We start from the raw sequence: 20835 nt of genomic DNA, 5'->3' as shown, positions 1-20835 counted from the left end.
GAGATTCACCGCATGGCAACCGATTACGACGCTCCCCGAAAGAGTGAAGACGACTCCGAGTCGATCGAAGCCCTCAAGGAGCGTGTGCCGGACAAGCTGTCCGGCACGACCGGAGACGAGGACTCCGACAACCCGTCGAGCTTCGACCTCCCTGGCGCGGACCTCTCCGACCTCGAGCTGGATGTCGTCGTGCTGCCCGCGCAGCAGGACGAGTTCACCTGCATGAGCTGCTTCCTCGTGAAGCACCGCTCGCAGCTCGACCACGAGGGACCCGATGGCCCCATCTGCAAGGAGTGCGCTGCCTGAGCAGCCCTCTGAGCGACGCCCCACGCGCCCCCGACCATCCAGGTCAGGGGCGCGCTGTCGTCTGCGGGTGCGGTCAGTCCCGTGCGGCGCGGATGGCCGCGGCGAGGCGGTCCGGGGTGCGTGTCGAGATCGTCCAGGCGACGACGGGGTCCGCCTCGTCGGTGTTCGGCACCACGACGACTCCATCGATGCCGCCACGGATGAGGTGCCAGCCGCGTGCGGGGAGCTCGGGTCCTCTGGCGCTGCGCGCGTCCTCGCCGTTCAAAGCCATCGGCTCGCCGAGATAGCGCACGTCGATGTGAGCAGGCCCGGCGCGGAGTACGTCGTCCTGCACCGAGACGACCGGAGCCAGGGCGATGGCCGCCACCACGAGCAGCGCGGACACCGCTCCGCCGAGCAGCAGCGCGAAGGTCGAGCCGACCGGCACGAAGATGAGGGACACCATCGGTCCCGCCAGGGCGATCGTGACCAGCAGCCACAGGCTGGGGGCCAGGCGTTCGTGGTAGCGGGGACGTGCGTCCGTTGCGGGGTTCTGCATTAGCCTCATGGGGTGACCGATTCCGTTGATGTCCCCATTATCGCCGCAGTGGTCCCCGGCTATGCGCATCCGGGCGACGCCGGAGCCGATCTCGTGGCCGCCGAGGCCGTACGGCTCGAGCCGGGGGAGCGGGCTCTCGTGCCCACGGGCGTGCGCATCGCGCTGCCGGACGGCTATGCGGCCTTCGTGGTGCCCCGGAGCGGTCTCGCGGCGAAGCACGGCATCTCGATCGTGAACTCGCCGGGCACCGTCGACGCCGGCTACCGGGGCGAGATCAAGGTCAGTCTGATCAACACGGACATCCACAGCGCGTACGATGTCGCCGTCGGCGATCGCATCGCACAGCTCATCGTGATGCCCGTCACCCGCGCCCGGTTCCTCCCGGTCGACGAGCTTCCGGACAGCGTCCGCGGCGCCGGCGGATTCGGCTCGACCGGCTACCAGGCACAGACTCCCGAGAACGAAGCAGGACAGGCGAAATGACCGACAGCAACGACACTCCTTCCAAGTCGGCGCCCGAGAACCGCGCCACCGAGGGCCCGTTCGACGACTCCGAGGCGAACCCCGTCCGCCCGTACATCGACCTCGGCGGGATCAAGATCCTGCCGCGCGAGGGACTGAACCTGCGGCTCGAGGTCGAGGAGCAGAGCAAGCGCATCGTGGCGGTCGGGCTCGACTACGCCGAGTCGTCGCTCCAGGTGCAGCCGTTCGCGGCTCCGCGGAGCGGCGGTCTGTGGGATGAGACGCGGGTCCAGCTCCGCGACCAGGTGAAGGCGCAGGGCGGTCGCGTCGAGGAGCGGGAGGGTCCGCTCGGCAAGGAACTCCTCGCCGAGGTCCCCGCCACGGCCAGCGAGGGCTCCGGCCTGCGTCTGGCGCGCTTCATCGGCATCGACGGCCCGCGCTGGTTCCTCCGCGGCGTGATCGGCGGAGCGGCGGCGTCCGACCCCGAGGCCGCGGCGAAGGTCGAGGACCTCTTCCGCTCGATCGTCGTCGTCCGCGGGGGAGCGCCCATGCCGCCGCGCGACCTCATTCCCCTGAAGATGCCGGCGACGCCGGGCTCCGCGTGACCACGCCGGACGCCGAGGAGCCACGCACGCAGAGCGCGTCGGAGATCCTCGGAGCAGCACTCGGCGGCGCCGCGCGCAAGGCCGGGCTCGATCCGTCCGAAAGCGCGAGCACGCACAAGGTGGTCTGGTCGGCCATGGGCGGCTGGCGCGGGATCCTGGAGTCGGTGCTGCCGAGCCTCGCGTTCGTGATCCTGTTCACCCTTCGGCCTGAGCCCCTGCTGCTGCCCCTCGGAGTGTCCGTCGGTCTGGCCGCCGTGTTCACCGTCGTCCGGCTGGTGCAGAAGTCGCCGCCGTCGGCCGCCCTCGGCGGACTGATCGCGGCCGTGGCCGCCGCCGGTCTGGCGCTGTGGACGGGCCGCGGCGAGGACAACTTCGTTCCCGGCCTCATCACCAACGCGGTCTACGGCTCGGCGATCCTCGTCTCGGCTCTCGTCGGCTGGTCGGTCATCGGTCTCACGGTCGGCTTCCTCATGGGGGAGGGCACCGCCTGGCGTGCGGATCGTCGCAAGCGGCGGGCCTTCTTCTGGCTCGGCATCGCCTGGGCCACGCTGTTCTTCGCGCGGCTGATCGTGCAGTTCCCGCTGTACCTGGCCGGTGACGTCACCGCCCTCGGGACCCTCAAGCTCGTGATGGGACTGCCGTTGTTCGCGCCCCTGATCGCCGTGACGTGGCTGGTCGTCCGCGCGCTCTATCCCCGCGCGTCGTCGCACGACGACCCCGCGGCGGCGTGATAGATTTATCTCGACATCAAGATAAATCACGGGCTTTCGCCGGTGACCTGCGCGGAGCAGACTGGTTAGGTCCCCCTTGCTAGCCGCGCGGCCGCACCGGCGAGCAAGATGGAGGCGCCTGTCGCTCCCATCCGAATAGAAGGAGACGGATTCGTGTCCACGGTGAACAGCTTCGGTGCCAAGAGCACCCTGACGGTCGGCAGCACCGACTACGAGATCTTCCGCATCGACACGGTGCCCGGTTTCGACAAGCTCCCCTTCAGCCTCAAGGTCCTCCTGGAGAACCTGCTCCGCACCGAGGACGGCGCGAACGTCACGAAGGCGCAGATCGAGGCGCTCGGGTCCTGGGACGCCAACGCGGAGCCCAACACCGAGATCCAGTTCACGCCGGCGCGTGTGGTCATGCAGGACTTCACCGGTGTGCCCTGCATCGTCGACCTCGCCACCATGCGCGAGGCCGTGACGGCGCTCGGCGGCGACCCGAACAAGATCAACCCGCTCTCGCCGGCCGAGATGGTCATCGACCACTCCGTCATCGCCGACCTGTTCGGCACCGAGAACGCCCTCGAGCGCAACGTCGAGATCGAGTACGAGCGGAACGGCGAGCGGTACCAGTTCCTGCGCTGGGGCCAGACCGCGTTCCAGGACTTCAAGGTCGTGCCCCCCGGCACCGGCATCGTCCACCAGGTGAACATCGAGCACCTGGCGAAGGTCATCTACGACCGCACCAACGGCGGCGTCCTCCAGGCCTACCCCGACACCTGTGTCGGCACCGACTCGCACACCACGATGGTCAACGGACTGGGCGTGCTCGGCTGGGGCGTCGGCGGCATCGAGGCCGAGGCCGCGATGCTCGGCCAGCCCGTGTCGATGCTCATCCCGCGCGTCGTCGGCTTCAAGCTCTCGGGTGAGATCCCCGCGGGTGTGACCGCGACCGACGTGGTGCTGACCATCACCGACATGCTGCGCAAGCACGGCGTCGTCGGCAAGTTCGTCGAGTTCTACGGCGAGGGCGTCGCCTCGGTGCCGCTCGCGAACCGTGCGACGATCGGCAACATGTCGCCCGAGTTCGGCTCGACCGCCGCGATCTTCCCGATCGACGACGTCACCCTCGACTACCTGCGCCTCACCGGCCGCAGCGACGAGGCCGTCGCGCTCGTGGAGGCCTACGCCAAGGAGCAGAAGCTCTGGCACGACGCCTCCCACGAGCCGGTCTTCAGCGAGTACATGGAACTCGACCTGAGCACGGTCGTCCCGTCGATCGCCGGCCCGAAGCGCCCGCAGGACCGCATCCTCCTCTCGGAGGCGAAGACGCAGTTCGAGCAGGACATCCTGAACTACGCCACGGCCTCGACCAGCGACGACATCGTCGACCTCGAGTCCAAGCACTCCTTCCCGGCGTCCGACCCCGGTCAGGTCCCCGGCGAGGAGGAGCCGACCACGCGTCCCGTGCACATCAGCAGCGGTGCGCCGGCCAACGTGTCGAACCCCGTGCCGGTCACGACTCCCGAGGGCGAGAAGTACACCCTCGACAACGGCGCCGTGACGCTGGCCGCCATCACGTCGTGCACCAACACGTCCAACCCGTCGGTCATGATCGCCGCCGGTCTCCTCGCCCGCAAGGCGCGGGAGAAGGGCCTCAAGCAGAAGCCGTGGGTCAAGACCACGCTCGGCCCCGGCTCGAAGGTCGTCACGGACTACTACGAGAAGTCGGGTCTGGACAAGGACCTCGAGGGTCTCGGCTTCTACACCGTCGGCTACGGCTGCACCATCTGCATCGGAAACTCCGGTCCGCTGATCGAAGAGGTCTCCGAGGCGATCAACTCGCACGACCTCGCGGTCACGGCCGTCCTCTCGGGCAACCGCAACTTCGAGGGTCGCATCAGCCCGGACGTGAAGATGAACTACCTGGCCAGCCCGCCGCTGGTCATCGCGTACGCCCTCGCCGGCTCGATGCACTTCGACTTCGAGACCGACGCGCTCGGCAAGGACGCGGACGGCAACGACGTGTTCCTCAAGGACATCTGGCCTTCGCCGGACGAGGTGCAGGAGATCGTCGACTCGTCGATCTCGCGCGACCAGTTCATCAAGCAGTACGCCACCGTGTTCGACGGTGACGAGCGCTGGCGCAACCTGCCCACGCCGGACGACGACACGTTCCAGTGGGACGAGAACTCGACCTACGTGCGCAAGGCCCCGTACTTCGACGGCATGACGATGGAGCTCACCCCGGTGAAGGACATCGAGGGTGCGCGCGTCATGGCGACGCTCGGCGACTCGGTCACCACCGACCACATCTCGCCCGCCGGAAACATCAAGCCGGGCACCCCCGCGGCCCAGTACCTCACGGAGCACGGCGTCGACCGCAAGGACTTCAACTCCTTCGGCTCGCGTCGCGGCAACCACGAGGTCATGATCCGCGGCACCTTCGCGAACATCCGCCTGAAGAACCTCATGGTCTCGGCCGTGAACGACGGACAGGTCGTCGAGGGTGGCTACACCCGCGACTTCACGCAGCCGGGCGGCCCGCAGTCGTACATCTACGACGCGTGCATGAACTACGCCGAGCAGGGCACCCCGCTCGTCGTCTTCGGTGGCAAGGAGTACGGCTCCGGCTCGTCCCGTGACTGGGCGGCCAAGGGCACGAGCCTCCTGGGCGTCAAGGCCGTGATCACGGAGAGCTTCGAGCGTATCCACCGCTCCAACCTCATCGGCATGGGCGTCGTCCCGCTGCAGTTCCCCGCCGGCGAGAGCTGGGAGTCGCTGGGTCTCGACGGCACCGAGATCGTCTCGATCACGGGACTCGAGGAGCTCAACAACGGCGTCACCCCGAAGACGGTCAAGGTCACCGCCACCCCGAGCGAGCACTCGCCCGAGGGCAAGGAGCCGGTGGAGTTCGACGCGGTCGTCCGCATCGACACCCCCGGTGAGGCGGACTACTACCGCAACGGCGGCATCCTGCAGTACGTGCTGCGCTCGCTCGTCTGAGCCGCGACGCCGAAGGGGCCCGTGTCCACGGACACGGGCCCCTTCGGCGTGTCAAGGGTCTCCCGCCCTCGGGGGATTCCCGGCTCCGAGCGGTAGGATCGGGAAGACGTCCGCACCCCTTCGGACGCTCTGCCGAGGCCTGTGAGGAGGCGCAGATGCCCATTCTTCCGAGCATCTCTGGACCGCGCGATCTTGATCGACTCTCGCCGGAGCAACTGGAAGAACTCGCTGCGGAGATCCGGGCTTTCCTCGTCGAGAACGTCTCGCAGACGGGCGGTCACCTCGGTCCGAACCTCGGCGTCGTCGAGCTGACGATCGCCCTGCACCGCGTGTTCTCGTCCCCGGACGATCCCTTCATCTTCGACACCGGCCACCAGTCCTACGTCCACAAGATCCTCACCGGCCGTCAGGACTTCTCGAAGCTCCGCGTCCGGGAGGGTCTCGCCGGTTACCCGCAGCGTGCGGAGAGCCCCCACGACGTCGTCGAGTCGTCCCACGCCTCCAGCTCGCTGAGCTGGGCCGATGGTGTGTCCCGGGCGCTCACCGCGACGGGTCGCGCGGACCGACACGTCGTCGCGGTCGTCGGCGACGGTGCGCTGACCGGCGGCATGACGTGGGAGGCGCTGAACAACATCTCCGACGACAACGACCGCAACCTCGTGATCGTCGTCAACGACAATGGCCGCTCCTACGCGCCGACCATCGGCGGCATGTCCCGCTTCCTCAACCGGGTCCGCACCGCGGCGGCCTACAAGGACCTCCATCACAAGTCCGATCGCCTGTTCCGCGCGTTCGGGCCGGTGGGCCGCGCGGTGTTCCGCGGCGTGCGGGGCGGCACTCACGGCTTCCTCTCCCGGTTCACGAACAACGAGGCCCTGTACTCCAACCTCGACATCAAGTACCTCGGTCCGGTCGACGGTCACGACCTTCCCGCCCTGCTGGAGACCCTGGAACTGGCGAAGTCGTACGGCGCTCCGGTCATCGTGCACGCGATCACCGAGAAGGGCCGCGGCTACCAGCCGGCCCGTGACGATGAGGCCGACCAGTTCCACGCGGTCGGAAAGATCGACCCGACGACGGGGGAGACGCTGTCCTCGGGCGGCCGCGGGTGGACCGACGTCTTCTCCGACGCTCTCGTGAAGGTCGGGGAACGCCGCTCGGACGTGATCGCCATCACTGCGGCGATGCTCCGGCCCACCGGTCTCGCTCCCTTCGCGGAGCGCTTCCCCGACCGTGTCTACGACGTCGGCATCGCCGAGCAGCACGCGGTGGCCTCGGCCGCCGGACTCGCCTACGGCGGCCTGCACCCGGTCGTCGCCGTGTACGCCACGTTCATGGGACGGGCGTTCGACCAGGTGCTCATGGACGTCGCGCTGCACCGCGCGGGCGTCACCTTCGTGCTCGATCGGGCCGGCGTCACGGGTCCCGACGGTCCCAGCCACCACGGCATGTGGGATCTCGCCATGCTGCAGATCGTCCCGCATATCCGCATCGCCGCACCCCGTGACGGTGCACGACTGACCGAGGCGCTGGACGAAGCGGTCGCCGTCGAGGACGCTCCGACCGTCATCCGCTTCCCGAAGGGCGACGTCTCCGCCGATCTGCCGGCGCTCGAGCGCCTCTCGGACGGCGTGGACGTGCTGGCGCGCGGCGAGGGCGAAGACGTCCTCATCGTCGCCATCGGCCCCTTCGCCTCCCTGGCCGTCGACGTGGCGGAGCGGCTGCGCGCCCAGGGCATCGGCGCCACCGTGATCGACCCGCGGTGGGCGATCCCGGTGCAGCCCTCGGTCGTCGAGCTCGCGGCGAGGCATCGCCTGGTGATCACGCTGGAGGACGGCATCCGCGTGGGCGGCATCGGCACGCGCGTGCGGCAGGTGCTCCGCGAGGCGGGCATCGACACGGCGGTGGACGAGCTGGGTCTTCCCGACGAGTTCATCGACCACGCCTCGCGTGATCAGATCCTCGCCGACGCCGGGCTCACGGCCTCGAAGATCGCCCAGGACGTCGTGGCACAGGTGCTGGGCACCCGCATCCCGAAGGCCCGCCACGCCGGCGAGACCGGCGCGATCGAGCTCCCGCTCCACGAGCGCCACTGACGCGTTTCCCGAGCAGGACTCCCCGTCGGTCAGCCGAGGTCGGCCACCGTCTCGGCGACGATCTGTTCCACTACGGCAAGGGCGCGGGCGCGCTCGTCGGGGATGAGTCCGATCCGCGTGCGGCGGTCCAGCACATCGGCTGCCGTGAGCGCGCCCTGGAATCGGACGGCGTGCTCGACGGCGGCGCGGGAGAGAGTGGTGCCCTCGGCGATGCCGTCCTGCGAGCCGTCACCCGGTGCGGGATCGTCGATCAGGCGCAGCGTCGCGGTGCTGCTGGGACCGGCCAGGAGGCCTCGCTGCTGCACCGCCAGGTCCACGGTATCTTCCGCCATCCGGCGGTAAGTCGTCAGCTTGCCGCCGAGGACGGAGATGATGCCGGACTCGGAGGCGCGCACGAGGTGACGACGGGAGACGTCCGCGGTCTCGGCTGCTCCGGTGTCTACGAGCGGGCGGAGGCCGGCGAAGGCCCCACGGACGCGGTCCCGCGCCACTGGCACCGCGAGCAGGCGGTTCAGCGTCTCCAGGAGGAAGCTGATCTCGGCCTCGGTGGGCTCGGCGACGGAGGGGATGGGGCCCGGCGCGTCGACATCGGTGAGACCGACGATGATACGCCCGCCGCGCTGTGGCAGGGCGAACACATAGCGGCTGATGGAACCTTCCAGCGGGATGGTCAGCGCAGCGGCCGGATCGCCGAGATCCGCGGCGTCCAGGACGATGTGGGTGCCGCGGCTCGGGCGCACTGTGAGACCCTTGTCGAGGGTCGCCGCCCACACCCCGGTGGCGTTGACGACCGCCCGTGCCCGGATATCGATGCGTTCCCCGGTGAGCATGTCCGTCGCCGTGGCCCCGTCGGCGTGCAGCCGCTCGGCGCGGACTCGCGTGAGGATCCGCGCGCCGAGACCGGCAGCCGTGCGGGCGACAGCCATGACGAGGGCGGCGTCATCGGACAGCTGGCCGTCGTAGGTGACCATGCCGCCGCGGAGTCCGCGGGGGTTCAGGGCGGGGAACAGGCGCAGGGCCCTCGCCGTCCCGACGGGGTGCGGCCCCGGGAGGGTCTTCGCGCTCGTGCGCGCCTGCAGGCGGAGGAGGTCCCCCATGGCCATCCCCGCCGCCCCGGCCCCCCGCTGGCGGCCGCTGACACCGGGGGCGAACGGGAGCAGCTGTCCGAGCGGACGGATGAGGTGGGGTGCGATCACCGACATCAGCAGATGCCGCTCCCGCGCACTCTCGCGCGCCGTCGCCACGTCGCCCGTCGCGAGGTACCGCAGGCCGCCGTGGACGAGCTTCGAGCTGAACCGGCTCGTCCCGAAGGCGAGGTCCTCCGCCTCGATGAGGGTCACACGGAGACCGCGCGACGCGGCGTCCAGGGCCACGCCCGTTCCGGTGATCCCGCCACCGACCACGAGGAGGTCGCACGTGTCGTCGGCCGCGGCCACGAGCTCGCTTCGGCGGCGCAGCGCGTTGAGAGCGGTCGAGGCGGAGGTCATGGCCGCAGGTGGCCGTCCAGCGCGGCGCGGAGCTCGCGTTCCCAGGCCTGCTCGTCGATGAGGTCGGCCACCGTGCCGTGCGACAGCACGGCGGACTGGGCGATCAGGAGCAGCATGACGGCGATCTCGCCGGGTTCGCCCGCGCGTACCGAGCCCTGGGCCTGTGCCGCTGCGATCGCGTCGGCCAGCCACCGGAGGATGAGCCGCTGGCTGGAGCCCACCCGGTGCAGCGTGTACCGCGTGAACGCCTCGGGTTCCTCCTCGAGGAGACGGCCGTACACCGGGTCACCCCGGAAGAGGGAGGTGAACTGCAGCACATCGGCGACGAGCGCATCCCGGGATTCGACCTTCGCCGGGAACTCCTGGAGGAGGTCGGCGACCCGCCGCAGGAGCGCGGAACGGACGACGTCGTCGGCGTCGCGCCAGGTCCGGTAGATGGTGGGACGGCTGAGGCCGGAGCGCCGGGCGAGTGCGGCGATGGTCACACCGTGGACACCGCTGCGGACGAGCAGGTCGTCCGCAGCGTCGAGGACTCGGCGTTGCGTGGCATCCCAGGCGGGAGTGAAGGCTTCCGAGGGAACATCCGAAGGTTGACGTTCTTCCATGATGTGTCACACTGTAACCCATGGAGCAGCGGAACGGCAGAGGAGCCGACAGGCCCGAGATGCGCTGGAACGGCTGGGGGGACCCGGAAAGGGCGAAGGACCTCCCTCTCGCGGTCCGGGGCCTGCTGCCCCTGCTGCTGGGCCGTGTTCCCCGCCCGCCGCGTCCGCCCGCGCTGGACGACGTGCGTGTACGGCCCTCCCGGCTGACGGTCGATGATCTCGACGCGCTGGTGGCCGCGGTCGGTCCAGACGCGGTCGATGCCACGACGTCGATGCGCCTTCGGCATGCCGGGGGGCGCTCCACGCCCGATCTCCTGCGGCGGCGGGCTGTCGAGCAGGACGCCCCCGATGCCGTCGTGTTCCCCGCGGACCACGACGCCGTCCGCGCCTGCCTCGCGCTGGCGGGGGAGCGCGGGATCGCCGTGATCCCCTTCGGCGGGGGAACGAGCGTCGTCGGGGCGCTGGACCCGGAGACCGGCCGACATCGTGCGGTGCTCAGCCTGGACCTGCGCCGGCTTTCCGGGCTGCTCCGGCTCGACGAAGTGAGCGGCGAGGCGACCCTCGCAGCAGGCACGACCGGACCCGAGGCCGAAGCGCTGCTGTCGGCGCACGGGTTCGAGCTGGGGCACTTCCCGCAGAGCTTCCGGTATGCGACCATCGGCGGTTTCGCCGCCGCTCGGTCGTCCGGACAGAACTCGGCGGGCAACGGGCGCTTCGACGCGATGGTGACCGGGATCCGCGTCGCGACGCCCACGGGGGATCTCGACCTCGGCCGCGCGCCGGGATCGGCGGCCGGGCCGGATCTCCTCCGCCTCTTCCTGGGCTCCGAGGGGATCTTCGGCGTGATCACGGAGGTCCGCGTCCGCGTGCACCCGGTACCGACGGCGCGGATCTTCGAGTCGTGGACCTTTCCGGACTTCGACCGCGGCGCCGATGCGCTCCGCCGGGTCGTCCAGCAAGGGGCCGGCCCTACGGTCATCCGGCTCTCGGATGAAGCCGAGACCGCCGTGAGCCTCGCCCAGGTCGGCCGGATCGGGAAGGCTCTTGCGAAGGGGGCGAGCGTCGTGACGGTGTTCGAGGGCGACGACGCCGCGGCACGCCGGGACCGGACCACGGAGATCCTCGCCGCGGCGGGTGGACGGTCTGCGGGCACCGGCGACGCGGAGGAATGGGCGGCGGGACGCTTCGACGGTCCGTACCTGCGTGACGCACTGCTCGATGCCGGGGTGTTCTGCGAGACGCTGGAGACCGCGACCACCTGGTCGAACCTGCGCACTCTGAAGGAAGCGGTCGAGGGGGCGCTGCGGGACGGCTTCGACGCGGCGGACGCCCGCTCGTACGTCATGTGTCATGTCTCGCACGTGTACCCGACCGGCGCGTCCCTCTACTTCACGGTGCTCGCCGGGCTGCGACAGGATCCGCTCGGCGCCTGGACCGTCGTGAAGGGCAGGGTGAACGACGCGATCCTCGCGAACGGCGGGACGATCAGCCATCATCACGCCGTGGGTCGCGATCACGCCCCCTGGCTCGCGCAGGAGATCGGGGACACCGGCGTGCGGATCCTCACCGCCGTGAAGCGGGAACTCGATCCTCGCGGCATCATGAACCCGGGCGCCGTCCTCGTCGACGGCGGGCACAGGGCGACCGTCTGACATGGGTCACATCGCGGTGCTGTCGAACCCGCTGTCCGGCAAGGGCCGCGGACAGCGTGTCGCGCAGGAGACGCTCGATCATCTGCGGCAGCGGGGCGCGGTCGTCCGCGTCTATGTCGGAGAGTCGGCTGCGGACACGAGGCGACTGGCCGGGGCCGCGCTGGACGCGGCACCCGACGGACTCGTCGTGGTCGGCGGCGACGGCACCCTCTCCGGCATCCTCGAGCTCGTGTGCGCCGCGGGCGTCCCGGTCACGGTGGTCCCCGCCGGCACGGGGAACGACCTGGCGCGCGCACTCGGGCTGCCGCGCGCGGACGTGGCGGAGGCGGTCGAGCTCGCGCTGACCGGCGTGCCCCGTGCCATCGACATCGGCGAGGTGCGGACTGCGACGGGCACCTCGCTGTTCCTCACCGTGGCGGCTCTGGGTTTCGACGCCCGGGTGAGCGATCGCACCAACCGTCTCCGCTGGCCCTCCGGCGCGCTGCGCTACTACCTTGCGCTGCTGATCGAGCTCATCCGGCTGCGTCCCCTCGATTTCACGATCCGTGCCGATGACGGCCCGATGACCCCGGCCCGCGGCACCCTCGTGGCGGTCGGGAACACGGCCAGCTACGGCGGGGGGATGCCGGTCTGCGTGGGCGCGGCCCCGGACGACGGCGCCCTCGACGTCGTCGCCGTGGGCCCCCTCGGCCGCCTCCGGCTGCTGCGCCTGTTCCCCTTCCTCCTGCGCGGGACGCACCTCGCGCGGCCCGAGGTGCAGCACCTCCGCGCCCGCACCGTCGCGGTCTCCGCTCCGGGCCTCGTGGCCTACGCGGACGGCGAGCGCGTGGGGGAGGATTCCTGCACGATCTCGGTCCGGGCGGGGGCACTGACGGTCATGACCCGGGCGGAGCGGAGGGACGCGCATGTTCGATGAGGACGTCGTCATCGTCGGGTCGGGCTTCGGCGGCTCCGTCGCGGCCCTCCGGCTCACGGAGAAGGGCTACCGCGTGTGTGTGTTCGAGGCCGGGCGGCGCTTCGCCGACGAGGACTTCGCGAAGACGAGCTGGGACGTCCGTCGCTACCTCTGGGCACCGGCGCTCGGGTGCTTCGGGGTGCAGCGCATCCACCGGCTCCCGCACGTCATGATCCTCGCGGGGGCGGGCGTGGGCGGGGGGTCGCTCAACTACGCGAACACGCTGTACGAACCCGGCGCGGCGTTCTTCTCCGACGCTCAGTGGGCGTCGATCCGAGACTGGCGCGCGGCACTGGCCCCGCACTACGCCACGGCCAAGCGCATGCTCGGCGTGGTGGAGCGCTATCCGCACGAGGGTCCTGTGGAGCGGATCATGGCGGGAGCCGCGGAGGACCTCGGGGTGGGTGCGACTTTTCGCCGAGCCCCGGTCGGCGTGTGGTTCGGGGAGCCGGGGCAGCGGGTCGCCGATCCGTTCTTCGGCGGCGAGGGTCCGGAGCGCACGGGCTGCACGCTCTGTGGGAACTGCATGGTCGGCTGCCGCGTCGGCGCGAAGAACACCCTCGTGAAGAACTACCTTGCCCTGGCCGAGCGCCGCGGGGCGGTCATCGAGCCGCTGCGCACCGTCACCGAGGTGCGTGAGCTGCCGGACGGCGGCTTCTCCGTCACGACACGACGGAGTGGTGCCTGGTTCCGGCGGCGTGAGCAGACCGTCACCGCGCGAGAGGTCGTGCTGGCGGCGGGGACCTGGGGCACCCAGCAGCTCCTCCATCGGATGAAGGCGTCTGGCGCGCTCCCGCGGATCTCCGACGCCGTGGGCCGGCTCACCCGGACGAACTCGGAGGCGTTGGACGGCGCCGTCGCGGTTCGCGTGCCGGAGCGGGTGGAGGTGGCGCGGGGCGTGGCGATCACCACCTCTTTCCACGTGGACGACCGCACCCATGTCGAGAACGTCCGCTACGGTCCGGGATCGAACCTGATGGGCGCTCTCGCCACCGTGCTGGTCCCCGGTGACCGCGCCCTGCCGGGTCGCCTCGCCGCGCTCGCGGGGCAGGTGCTGCGCCGTCCCGCGCGGGCCCTGCGCCTCGCCTCCCTCCGGCGCTGGAGCGAGCGGGGGATCATCGCGCTCGTCATGCAGACCGCCGACAACTCGCTCACGCTGTCGCTGCGGCGGCGCTTCGGGCGCGTGCAGCTCACGAGCGCCCAGGGGCACGGCGCACCGAACCCCAGCCACCTCCCCGAGGCGCATCGTGCCGCCCGTGCCATCGCTGCCCGCCTGCAGCGCGAGGGCGGAGTGCCCACCGAGCCGCGCGGCTCCTGGCCGGAGGTCTTCGGGATCCCGCTCACCGCGCACTTCCTCGGCGGGGCGGTGATCTCCGGCTCGCCGGAGGAGGGGGTCGTGGACGAGTATCAGCGCGTCTGGGGACACCCGGGGCTGCACGTCGTCGATGGAGCCGCCGTACCCGCGAATCCGGGGGTGAACCCGTCCCTGACCATCACCGCCCTCGCGGAGCACGCCCTGTCGCACTGGCCACGACGCGGCGAGCCGGATACTCGGCCGGCATCGGGGACGACACAGGGGGCCGCGCCGGTGGCGCGACCCCCTGCGGAGAGCTGATCAGCGGTTCTCGATACCGCGGATCTGCGGCGTGTGGAACGAGCCGCCGAACGCGCGCTCGGCGGCCCCCTCGCGGTCGAGGTACGGCGACGCCCCACCATCGATGAACGGCCAGCCGGCGCCGAGGATGAGGCACAGGTCGATGTCCTCGACCTCCGGCACCACGCCCTCGTCGAGCATCAGCTTGATCTCGGTCGCGAGTCCGTCCTGCACGCGCTGCAGGATCGTGGCCGCCGACGCCGGGCTCTTGCCGACGGCGGGCGCCAGGACCTTCTCGGCCTGCTTCGTCCAGCCGACCACCCGGCCGCCCTTGTCCTTCTCGACGACCTGGTCGAGCTCGGCCAGGGCATGGAAGTTCTCGTTGGCGTAGAACCGGTCGGGGAACGCGCGCACCATGGTGTCCTGCACGTGCGCGGCGACCTTCCAGCCGACGAGGTCGATGAGCTGGAAGGGGCCCATCGGGAGGCCGAGCGGCGCGAACGCCTTCTCGACGTCGGCGATCGGGGTGCCCTCGTAGACGGCGCGCGCCGCCTCGCCCATGACCTTCGCGAGCAGACGGTTCACCACGAAGCCCGGGGCATCGGCGGTGAGCACCGCGTTCTTGCCGAGGTTCTTGGCGACGACGAACGCCGTCGACAGGGCGGTGTCGGCGGTCGTCGGCGTCTTCACGATCTCGATCAGCGGCATGACCGCGACCGGGTTGAAGAAGTGGAAGCCGACGAGCCGCTCCGGGTGGGCGAGCTTCGCGCCGATCTCCTCGACCGAGAGCGACGAGGTGTTCGTGGCGAGCACCGCGTCCTCCGCGATGATCTTCTCGATCTCGCCGAAGACCTGCTGCTTGACGCCGACCTCTTCGAAGACCGCCTCGATGACGAAGTCGCAGTCCGCGTAGAGGCTCTTGTCGGTGGTGCCCGTGACGAGACCGCGCAGCTTGTTCGCGGTGTCCGCGTCCACCCGGCCCTTGGCCTCCAGCTTGCCGATCTCCTCGTGGATGTAGGCGACGCCCTTGTCGACGCGCGCCTGGTCGAGGTCGGTGATCAGCACGGGCACCTGGAGCTTGCGCACGAACAGCAGCGCGAACTGGCTGGCCATGAGACCCGCACCGATGATGCCGACCTTGGTGACCTTCTTCGCGAGCTCCTTGTCGGGGGCGCCGACCGGACGCTTCGCGCGCTTCTGCACGAGGTCGAAGGCGTACATCGACGCGGCGAACTGATCGCCGGTCACCAGTTCCGCCAGAGCCTCGTCCTCGCGGGCGAAGCCCTCCGCCTTGGTGCCGCTCTTCGCCTTGTCGAGCAGCTCGAGAGCCGCGTAGGGCGACTTCGGCACGGTGCCGATCTTGGACTCCAGCATGCCGCGCGCCATCTTGATGGCGATCGGCCACTTGGTGAGCCGCTCGATCTTGCCCGGCTCGTTCTTGCGCACGACCTTCGTGCCGCCGAGGACCGCGTCCGCCCAGGCGAGCGAGTTCTCGAGGTAGGTCGCAGCGGGGAAGATGGCGTCGAAGATGCCGAGGTCGAAGGCCTGCTGCGGCTTCAGCATGCGGTTCTGCTTGAGGGGGTTGGAGATGACCACCTCGAGGGCGTTCTCGATGCCGATGAGGTTCGGCAGCAGGTACGCCCCGCCCCAGCCGGGGATGATGCCGAGGAAGACCTCGGGCAGCGCCACGGCCGCCGCCGAGGCGTCGACCGTGCGGTACGTGGAGTTCAGCGCGATCTCCAGGCCACCGCCCAGTGCGAGTCCGTTCACGAACGCGAACGACGGCACGCCGAGCTCGCTCAGCTTCCCGAGCACCTTGTGGCCGAGCTGGGCGATCAGACGCGCGTTGTCCCGGGAGCCGACCTTGCTGATGTCCGAGAGGTCGGCACCGGCGGCCATGATGTACTGCTTGCCGGTGATGCCGACCGCCTGGATCTCGCTGGCCGCCGCGCGGCTCTTCAGGCCGTCGAGTGTCGCGCCGAGTTCGGTGAGGGTGGCAGGACCTAGGGTGTTCGGACGGGTGTGGTCCCGACCGTTGTCCAGCGTGATCAGGGCGAGGACCTTGCCCGACGCGAGGCGGATGTCGCGCACGGGGGAGTGCGTGATGACCTCTCCCTCGGTGAGCGCCTGGATGGGCGAGAAGTCGACGTCGTCGTAGCTCACTTCTTCTTCTTTCCGTCGTAGTGCGGGTTCTCCCAGATGACCGATCCGCCCTGACCGAGACCGACGCACATCGCCGTCAGGCCGTAGCGCACGTCGGGGCGCTCGGCGAACTGCGCCGCGAGCTGGATCATGAGGCGGACGCCGGATGCGGCCAGCGGGTGGCCCACGGCGATCGCGCCGCCCCACGGGTTCACGCGGGGGTCGTCGTCGTCGATGCCGAAGTGGTCGAGGAGGGAGATCACCTGGATGGCGAACGCCTCATTGAGCTCGAAGAGTCCGATGTCGGAGATGTCCAGACCGGCCTTCTTGAGCGCCTTCTCGGTCGACGGGATCGGGCCGATACCCATGATCTCGGGCTGCACACCGGCGAACGCGAACGAGACCATCCGCATCTTCGGCGCAAGTCCGAGCTCCTTGACCGCGCTGCCGCCGGCGAGCAGCGACATCGTCGCGCCGTCGGTGAGCGGGGAGGACGTTCCGGCGGTCACGCGACCGTGTGGGCGGAAGGGAGTCTTGAGGCCGGCGAGGTCCTCCATCGTGGTCTGCGGACGGCGGCCCTCATCCTCGGTGGCGAGGCCCCAGGCACCGTCGGCACCCTTGATCGCGACGGACACGAGGTCCGGCTGGATCTTGCCGGCGTCGTACGCCGCCTGCACCTTCTGCTGGCTGCGCATGCCGTAGCGGTCGGAGCGCTCCTTGGTGAGGTGCGGGAAGCGGTCGAAGATGCGCTCCGCGGTGACGCCCATGTTGAGGGCGCCAGGGTCGACCATCTTCTCCGCCACGAAACGCGGGTTGGGGTCGGCGTTCGCGCCGATCGGGTGGTGACCCATGTGCTCGACGCCGCCTGCGAGGGCGAGGTCGTACATGCCCACGCCGATCGAGGCGCCCATGGTCGTCACGCTCGTCATCGCGCCGGCGCACATGCGCTCCACCGCGAGTCCGGGGACGGTCTGGGGGAGTCCGGCGAGGATCGCCACCGACCGCCCGAGGGTGAGCCCCTGGTCGCCGGTCTGGCTCGTCGCGGCGATGGCGACATCGTCGATGCGGTCCGCCGGCACGGCCGCGTTGCGCTCCATCAGGCCGATGGTCGCCTTCACGGCGAGGTCATCCGCGCGGGTGTTCCAGTACATGCCCTTTTCGCCGGCGCGCCCGAAGGGGGTGCGCACTCCATCGACGAAGAAGACGTCCGAGATCTCGGCCACTCTGCCTCCAAGTTAGTGCGGTGGCCTCAGTCTATGAACGGCCGGAAACCGGGAGGAATCGGTTGGATCGAACCTACGAAGCCGTCGCGGACGTGGTGTCCGGCGATTGCGCCGCCTCTACAAAGGCGTCGGCGATCTTCTGTGCAGTCTGTTCAACCTGCCAGGGGCGGGCCCCGAGCGCGGACAGCGCGGCGCCGATCTCTTCCGCCGTCGTGCCCGGGCCGTCCCACGCGACCCGGCGCAGGTACTCGGGCGTGAGGAGGTTCTCCGTGGGCATACCCAGCTCCTCCGCGACGGCCTCGACGGCGGGACGGGCGGCCTTCAGGCGGGCGTCCGCGTCCGGGTTGCGGTCGCCCCAGGCGCGGGGCGGCGGGAGCGCGTCGCTGGGCACACGCTCGCGCGGCAGCGTCTCGGCGGCACGGCCGTCGACGATCGCCTGCCACCAGCGGTCGAGCTGGGTGCGGCTCGCGCGACCCTGGAACTCCTTGACTCCCGCGAGAGCCTGCTTGGAGGCGGGGTTGGCGAGGACGGCGGCGACGAGGGAGCGGTCGGGCACGAGGCGCCCGGGCGAGATGTCCTGCTGCTGCGCGTACATCTCGCGCGCCTCCCACAGGGCGCGGGCCACGGCGAGGTTGCGGGCGCCGCGCACCTGGTGGAGCCCGCTCAGCCGCCGCCAGGGGTCTTCGCGCGGGGCCTTCGGGGCGCGCGCCAGGGTGGCGGCGAACTCCTGCGCGGCGAACGCGGTCTTGCCCTGTTCTTCGAGCTCGGCGACGAGGGCGTCACGGACGTCGACGAGGTGCAGCACGTCCAGCGCGGCATAGTCCAGCCAGGAGTCGGGCAGCGGACGGGTCGACCAGTCGGCTGCCGAGTGCTCCTTCTTCAGGGTGATGCCGAGCGTGTCCTCGACGACGGCGGCCAGACCCACCCTGTCGTGACCGAGCAGGCGGGACGCGAGCTCGGTGTCGAAGATCTCCTTCGGCTCCAGGTGCAGCTCGCGCAGCGACGGGAGGTCCTGGCTGGCCGCGTGGAGCACCCACTCGACGTCGCCGATGGCCTCCTGCAGGGGAGCGAAGTCGCCGATCGCGGGCGGGTCGAACAGGAACACCCCGGCCTCGCGCCGGAACACCTGGACCAGATAGGCCCGCTGCGAGTAGCGGAAGCCGGACGCCCGCTCCACGTCGACGGCGACCGGGCCGGTGCCTGCGGCGAGCGCAGCACAGGCGGCGCGGAACTCCTCGGTTTCGGAGATCACGGAGTATTCAGTCACGTACAGCCTTTCGCGCGCCGATCACGGCGATGCCCTCGGAACCCGGCGGAAGCCCCGCCAGCATTCCGACCAGCTCGGCCCATGCTTCGACGTGCGGTCGGAACGGGCCCTCCGGAGTCCAGGACGCCCGCAATTCTATCTGTGCACCGTCTCCCTCGTCGGCGAGGCCGCCGAATCCCTTCGACAGCGTCTTCGTCGACGTGCCGGACGGGGAGTGGTAGATCGCGTCTCGAGAATCCAGCGCGTCGACGAGCCACGACCAGGTGACGTCGGCGAGCAGGGGGTCTGTGCCGATCTCGGTCTCCAGCGGAGCCTGGGCGAAGATCACGATGCGCCAGGCGCCGCCCCAGGCATCCGGTTCGTCGGGATCGTGCAGGAGGATGAACCGTCCGGTGCCGTATATCGAGTCGCCGTCCTCGCCCGGGCGGACGTCGGCGGAGAGCGCGATCGCGAAGGGCGCGAGGTTCTGCGGCGTGGGGATCTCGCGGACCGCGATGTCGTCGCGGAACGCGGTCGCGCGCAGTTCGGCGACGGCGGCGTCGAAGGGCGTCCCGGCCTCGGGGTGTGCGGTCACGGCAACAGGCTAGAGTCGGAAGGCGATGAAGAGTCTCAGGCACGCCGTTGCGATCGTTGTCCCCGCGCTCCTCGCCCTGGGCGCCACCGTCGGGATCCTCGTGATCGCGGTGGCGCGTCGGGTCGTCACCCCGTTGCGAAGCCGCGTCCAGGACACGGAGATCCTCGCGATCGACACCGGGGCGCAGACCATCGAACTCCGCCGCACCCTCGACACCGAGCTGCCGGGGCGATACGGCCTCTTCACCACGGGCACGTACGGCTACGTCAAGCTCGGCGCGGTGCTCAGCGCGGACAGCACCACCGTGCGGCGCAAGCTCCTCACGAAGATCGAACCCGGAGCCCGGGTGGACCGCGGAGCCTCGTTCAGCGGCAGCTACTACACGTCGCCGAGCGAGTTGCACCTGCGATGGGAGAACGTGCTCATCGGCTCTCCGGCCGGGCCGTGCCCCGCGTGGTTCTTCCCGGGGGACTCCTCGACCTGGGTCATCCAGGTGCACGGTCGCGGCACGACGCGGGCGGAATGCCTCCGTGCCGTGCCGGTGCTGCATGCGGCGGGGCTGCCCACGCTCGTCGTGTCGTACCGCAACGACGGCGAGGCGCCGCGGACCAAGGCGGGCGCCTACGCCCTCGGGGCGTCGGAGTGGCGGGACGTGGACGCCGGGATCGCCTACGCGTTGCGTCACGGCGCGGAGCGGGTCGTGCTGATGGGCTGGTCCATGGGCGGCGCCGTGTCGTTGCAGGCCGCGGTCAACTCCGGCTATCGCGACCGCATCGCGGGCATCATTCTGGAGTCGCCGGTCGTGGATTGGCGCACCGTGCTGCGCTTCCAGGCTCGGGTCGCCCGGGTGCGTGAACCCCTTCCCGCCCTCGCGATGGGGGCGCTGCAGCTGCCGCTCACGGCGAAGCTCAGCGGCGCGGACGAACCCATCCTGTTCGACCGCCTGGATATGGTCGCCCGTGCCGACGAACTGCACGCGCCGATCCTCATCCTGCACAGCGACGACGACGGCTTCGTCCCCGCGGACGCCTCACACGCCCTGCAGGAGGCGCGGCCGGAACTCGTCACCATGCCGCGCTTCACGGTCGCGAGGCACACCAAGCTCTGGAACTACGACGAGAAGGGCTGGACCACCGCGATCACGGAGTGGCTTGCGGCGCAGGGGCTCAGCGCTTCTGCCTGACCTGGTTCTTGGCGCGCATCAGCATGCCGGTCATGCCGCCGATCCGCAGCGGTGACACCGCCTTCGTGAGCCCGATCGACTGCGGGTAGTCCTCGGGGATCGCCAGGACCTCGTCCGCCGTCAGTCCGGTGAGGCCCTGCACCAGGATGCTCGCGAACCCCCGGGTCGTCGGCGCCTCTTCCGGAGCCGTGGCGTGCATGGTCACGACGTCGTCGTGGACTTCGACGTAGATGTAGACCGGCGATTGACACTCCGCGACGCGCTCGCACATCTCCGGATGCGCCGCCACCTCGTCGGAGACGGCGGGCAGCTCGTCCGCATACTCCAGGAGTAGCAGCAGGCGGTCCGATTCCGGGGTCTCCAGGAATCCGTCGCGGATCTCGGCGAGAGTGTCAGGCAGGGCGGAGGCGTTCATCCCCGCCATTCT

General features: G+C 70.3%; 18 protein-coding genes. 10 read left to right on the top strand and 8 right to left on the bottom strand.

What is annotated here, in order from left to right; genetic code table 11:
- The first annotated feature begins 12 nt into the window (after positions 1-12).
- Positions 13-306: a DUF4193 domain-containing protein gene (locus tag BLU02_RS02315; protein ID WP_060921810.1), complete on the top strand. Its 294-nt coding sequence runs from the start codon at positions 13-15 to the stop codon at positions 304-306.
- Between the two features lie 73 nt (positions 307-379).
- Here BLU02_RS02315 and BLU02_RS02310 read toward each other — a convergent pair whose 3' ends face one another.
- Positions 380-844 (bottom strand): DUF3093 domain-containing protein, encoded by a 465-nt coding sequence (locus BLU02_RS02310; RefSeq protein WP_060921811.1) that lies wholly within the window; start codon positions 842-844, stop codon positions 380-382.
- Positions 845-856: 12 nt separating this feature from the next.
- Between BLU02_RS02310 and dut the strand changes: the two genes are divergently transcribed.
- The 5 genes from dut (at position 857) to dxs (ending at position 7726) form a co-directional block, all read left to right on the top strand.
- Entirely contained in the window at positions 857-1327 is a 471-nt protein-coding gene (dut, locus tag BLU02_RS02305; protein WP_060921812.1) for a dUTP diphosphatase, read from the top strand.
- Positions 1324-1911: a DUF3710 domain-containing protein gene (locus BLU02_RS02300; protein ID WP_060921813.1), complete on the top strand. Its 588-nt coding sequence runs from the start codon at positions 1324-1326 to the stop codon at positions 1909-1911. The genes dut and BLU02_RS02300 overlap by 4 nt, the downstream gene beginning before the upstream one ends.
- Entirely contained in the window at positions 1908-2642 is a 735-nt protein-coding gene (locus tag BLU02_RS02295) for a DUF3159 domain-containing protein (RefSeq protein ID WP_060921814.1), read from the top strand. The genes BLU02_RS02300 and BLU02_RS02295 overlap by 4 nt, the downstream gene beginning before the upstream one ends.
- Before the next feature lie 108 nt (positions 2643-2750).
- On the top strand, positions 2751-5630 hold the full coding sequence (locus BLU02_RS02290) for an aconitate hydratase (protein WP_174521424.1): 2880 nt from the start codon (positions 2751-2753) through the stop codon (positions 5628-5630).
- A 155-nt stretch (positions 5631-5785) separates the two neighbouring features.
- Positions 5786-7726, top strand: coding sequence for a 1-deoxy-D-xylulose-5-phosphate synthase (dxs, locus tag BLU02_RS02285; RefSeq protein WP_060921816.1), 1941 nt, complete (start codon positions 5786-5788; stop codon positions 7724-7726).
- Positions 7727-7755: 29 nt separating this feature from the next.
- Here the strand turns inward: dxs and BLU02_RS02280 are convergent, their stop codons facing one another.
- Together BLU02_RS02280 and BLU02_RS02275 are read right to left on the bottom strand one after the other, a co-directional pair.
- Positions 7756-9213 carry a glycerol-3-phosphate dehydrogenase/oxidase gene (locus tag BLU02_RS02280; protein WP_060921817.1) on the bottom strand — a complete coding sequence of 486 codons (1458 nt, stop codon included), beginning with the start codon at positions 9211-9213 and terminating at the stop codon, positions 7756-7758.
- Complete coding sequence (locus BLU02_RS02275) at positions 9210-9818, bottom strand: TetR/AcrR family transcriptional regulator (protein WP_060921818.1); 609 nt, start codon at positions 9816-9818, stop codon at positions 9210-9212. Before BLU02_RS02275 ends, BLU02_RS02280 begins: the two co-directional genes overlap by 4 nt.
- 20 nt (positions 9819-9838) lie before the next feature.
- Between BLU02_RS02275 and BLU02_RS02270 the strand changes: the two genes are divergently transcribed.
- Genes BLU02_RS02270 through BLU02_RS02260 form a run of 3 tightly spaced genes read left to right on the top strand, consistent with a single transcriptional unit; the run spans position 9839 to position 14040 of the window.
- A complete protein-coding gene (locus BLU02_RS02270) occupies positions 9839-11470 on the top strand; it encodes an FAD-binding oxidoreductase (RefSeq protein WP_231919621.1) in 1632 nt (543 codons plus the stop codon).
- Between the two features lies 1 nt (position 11471).
- Positions 11472-12386, top strand: a complete 915-nt coding sequence (locus tag BLU02_RS02265; protein WP_060921820.1) for a YegS/Rv2252/BmrU family lipid kinase — start codon at positions 11472-11474, stop codon at positions 12384-12386.
- The gene (locus BLU02_RS02260) at positions 12376-14040 is read left to right on the top strand and encodes a GMC oxidoreductase (protein WP_060921821.1); all 1665 of its coding nucleotides are present in this window, start codon (positions 12376-12378) and stop codon (positions 14038-14040) included. Before BLU02_RS02265 ends, BLU02_RS02260 begins: the two co-directional genes overlap by 11 nt.
- Here BLU02_RS02260 and BLU02_RS02255 read toward each other — a convergent pair whose 3' ends face one another.
- The 4 genes from BLU02_RS02255 to BLU02_RS02240 form a co-directional block, all read right to left on the bottom strand.
- Positions 14041-16182, bottom strand: a complete 2142-nt coding sequence (locus BLU02_RS02255) for a 3-hydroxyacyl-CoA dehydrogenase NAD-binding domain-containing protein (protein ID WP_060921822.1) — start codon at positions 16180-16182, stop codon at positions 14041-14043. It lies immediately after the preceding gene.
- A complete protein-coding gene (locus BLU02_RS02250) occupies positions 16179-17384 on the bottom strand; it encodes a thiolase family protein (protein WP_060921823.1) in 1206 nt (401 codons plus the stop codon). The genes BLU02_RS02255 and BLU02_RS02250 overlap by 4 nt, the downstream gene beginning before the upstream one ends.
- A 73-nt stretch (positions 17385-17457) precedes the next feature.
- On the bottom strand, positions 17458-18651 hold the full coding sequence (locus BLU02_RS02245) for a ribonuclease D (protein ID WP_083370866.1): 1194 nt from the start codon (positions 18649-18651) through the stop codon (positions 17458-17460).
- On the bottom strand, positions 18644-19225 hold the full coding sequence (locus tag BLU02_RS02240) for a DUF3000 domain-containing protein (protein WP_060922075.1): 582 nt from the start codon (positions 19223-19225) through the stop codon (positions 18644-18646). The genes BLU02_RS02245 and BLU02_RS02240 overlap by 8 nt, the downstream gene beginning before the upstream one ends.
- A gap of 25 nt (positions 19226-19250) precedes the next feature.
- Here BLU02_RS02240 and BLU02_RS02235 point away from each other — a divergent pair, with 25 nt between their 5' ends.
- The gene (locus tag BLU02_RS02235; RefSeq protein ID WP_060922076.1) at positions 19251-20408 is read left to right on the top strand and encodes an alpha/beta hydrolase family protein; all 1158 of its coding nucleotides are present in this window, start codon (positions 19251-19253) and stop codon (positions 20406-20408) included.
- On the opposite strand, the gene BLU02_RS02230 is transcribed toward BLU02_RS02235, so the two are convergent.
- Positions 20392-20823 carry a SufE family protein gene (locus BLU02_RS02230; RefSeq protein ID WP_060922077.1) on the bottom strand — a complete coding sequence of 144 codons (432 nt, stop codon included), beginning with the start codon at positions 20821-20823 and terminating at the stop codon, positions 20392-20394. The genes BLU02_RS02235 and BLU02_RS02230 overlap by 17 nt on opposite strands.
- Positions 20824-20835: the final 12 nt, after the last annotated feature.

The organism is Microbacterium paraoxydans, from assembly GCF_900105335.1.
GTDB lineage: Bacteria > Actinomycetota > Actinomycetes > Actinomycetales > Microbacteriaceae > Microbacterium > Microbacterium paraoxydans.
Note: the sequence above shows the minus strand (reverse complement) of the source record. Positions and strands in the feature narration are given on the sequence as shown.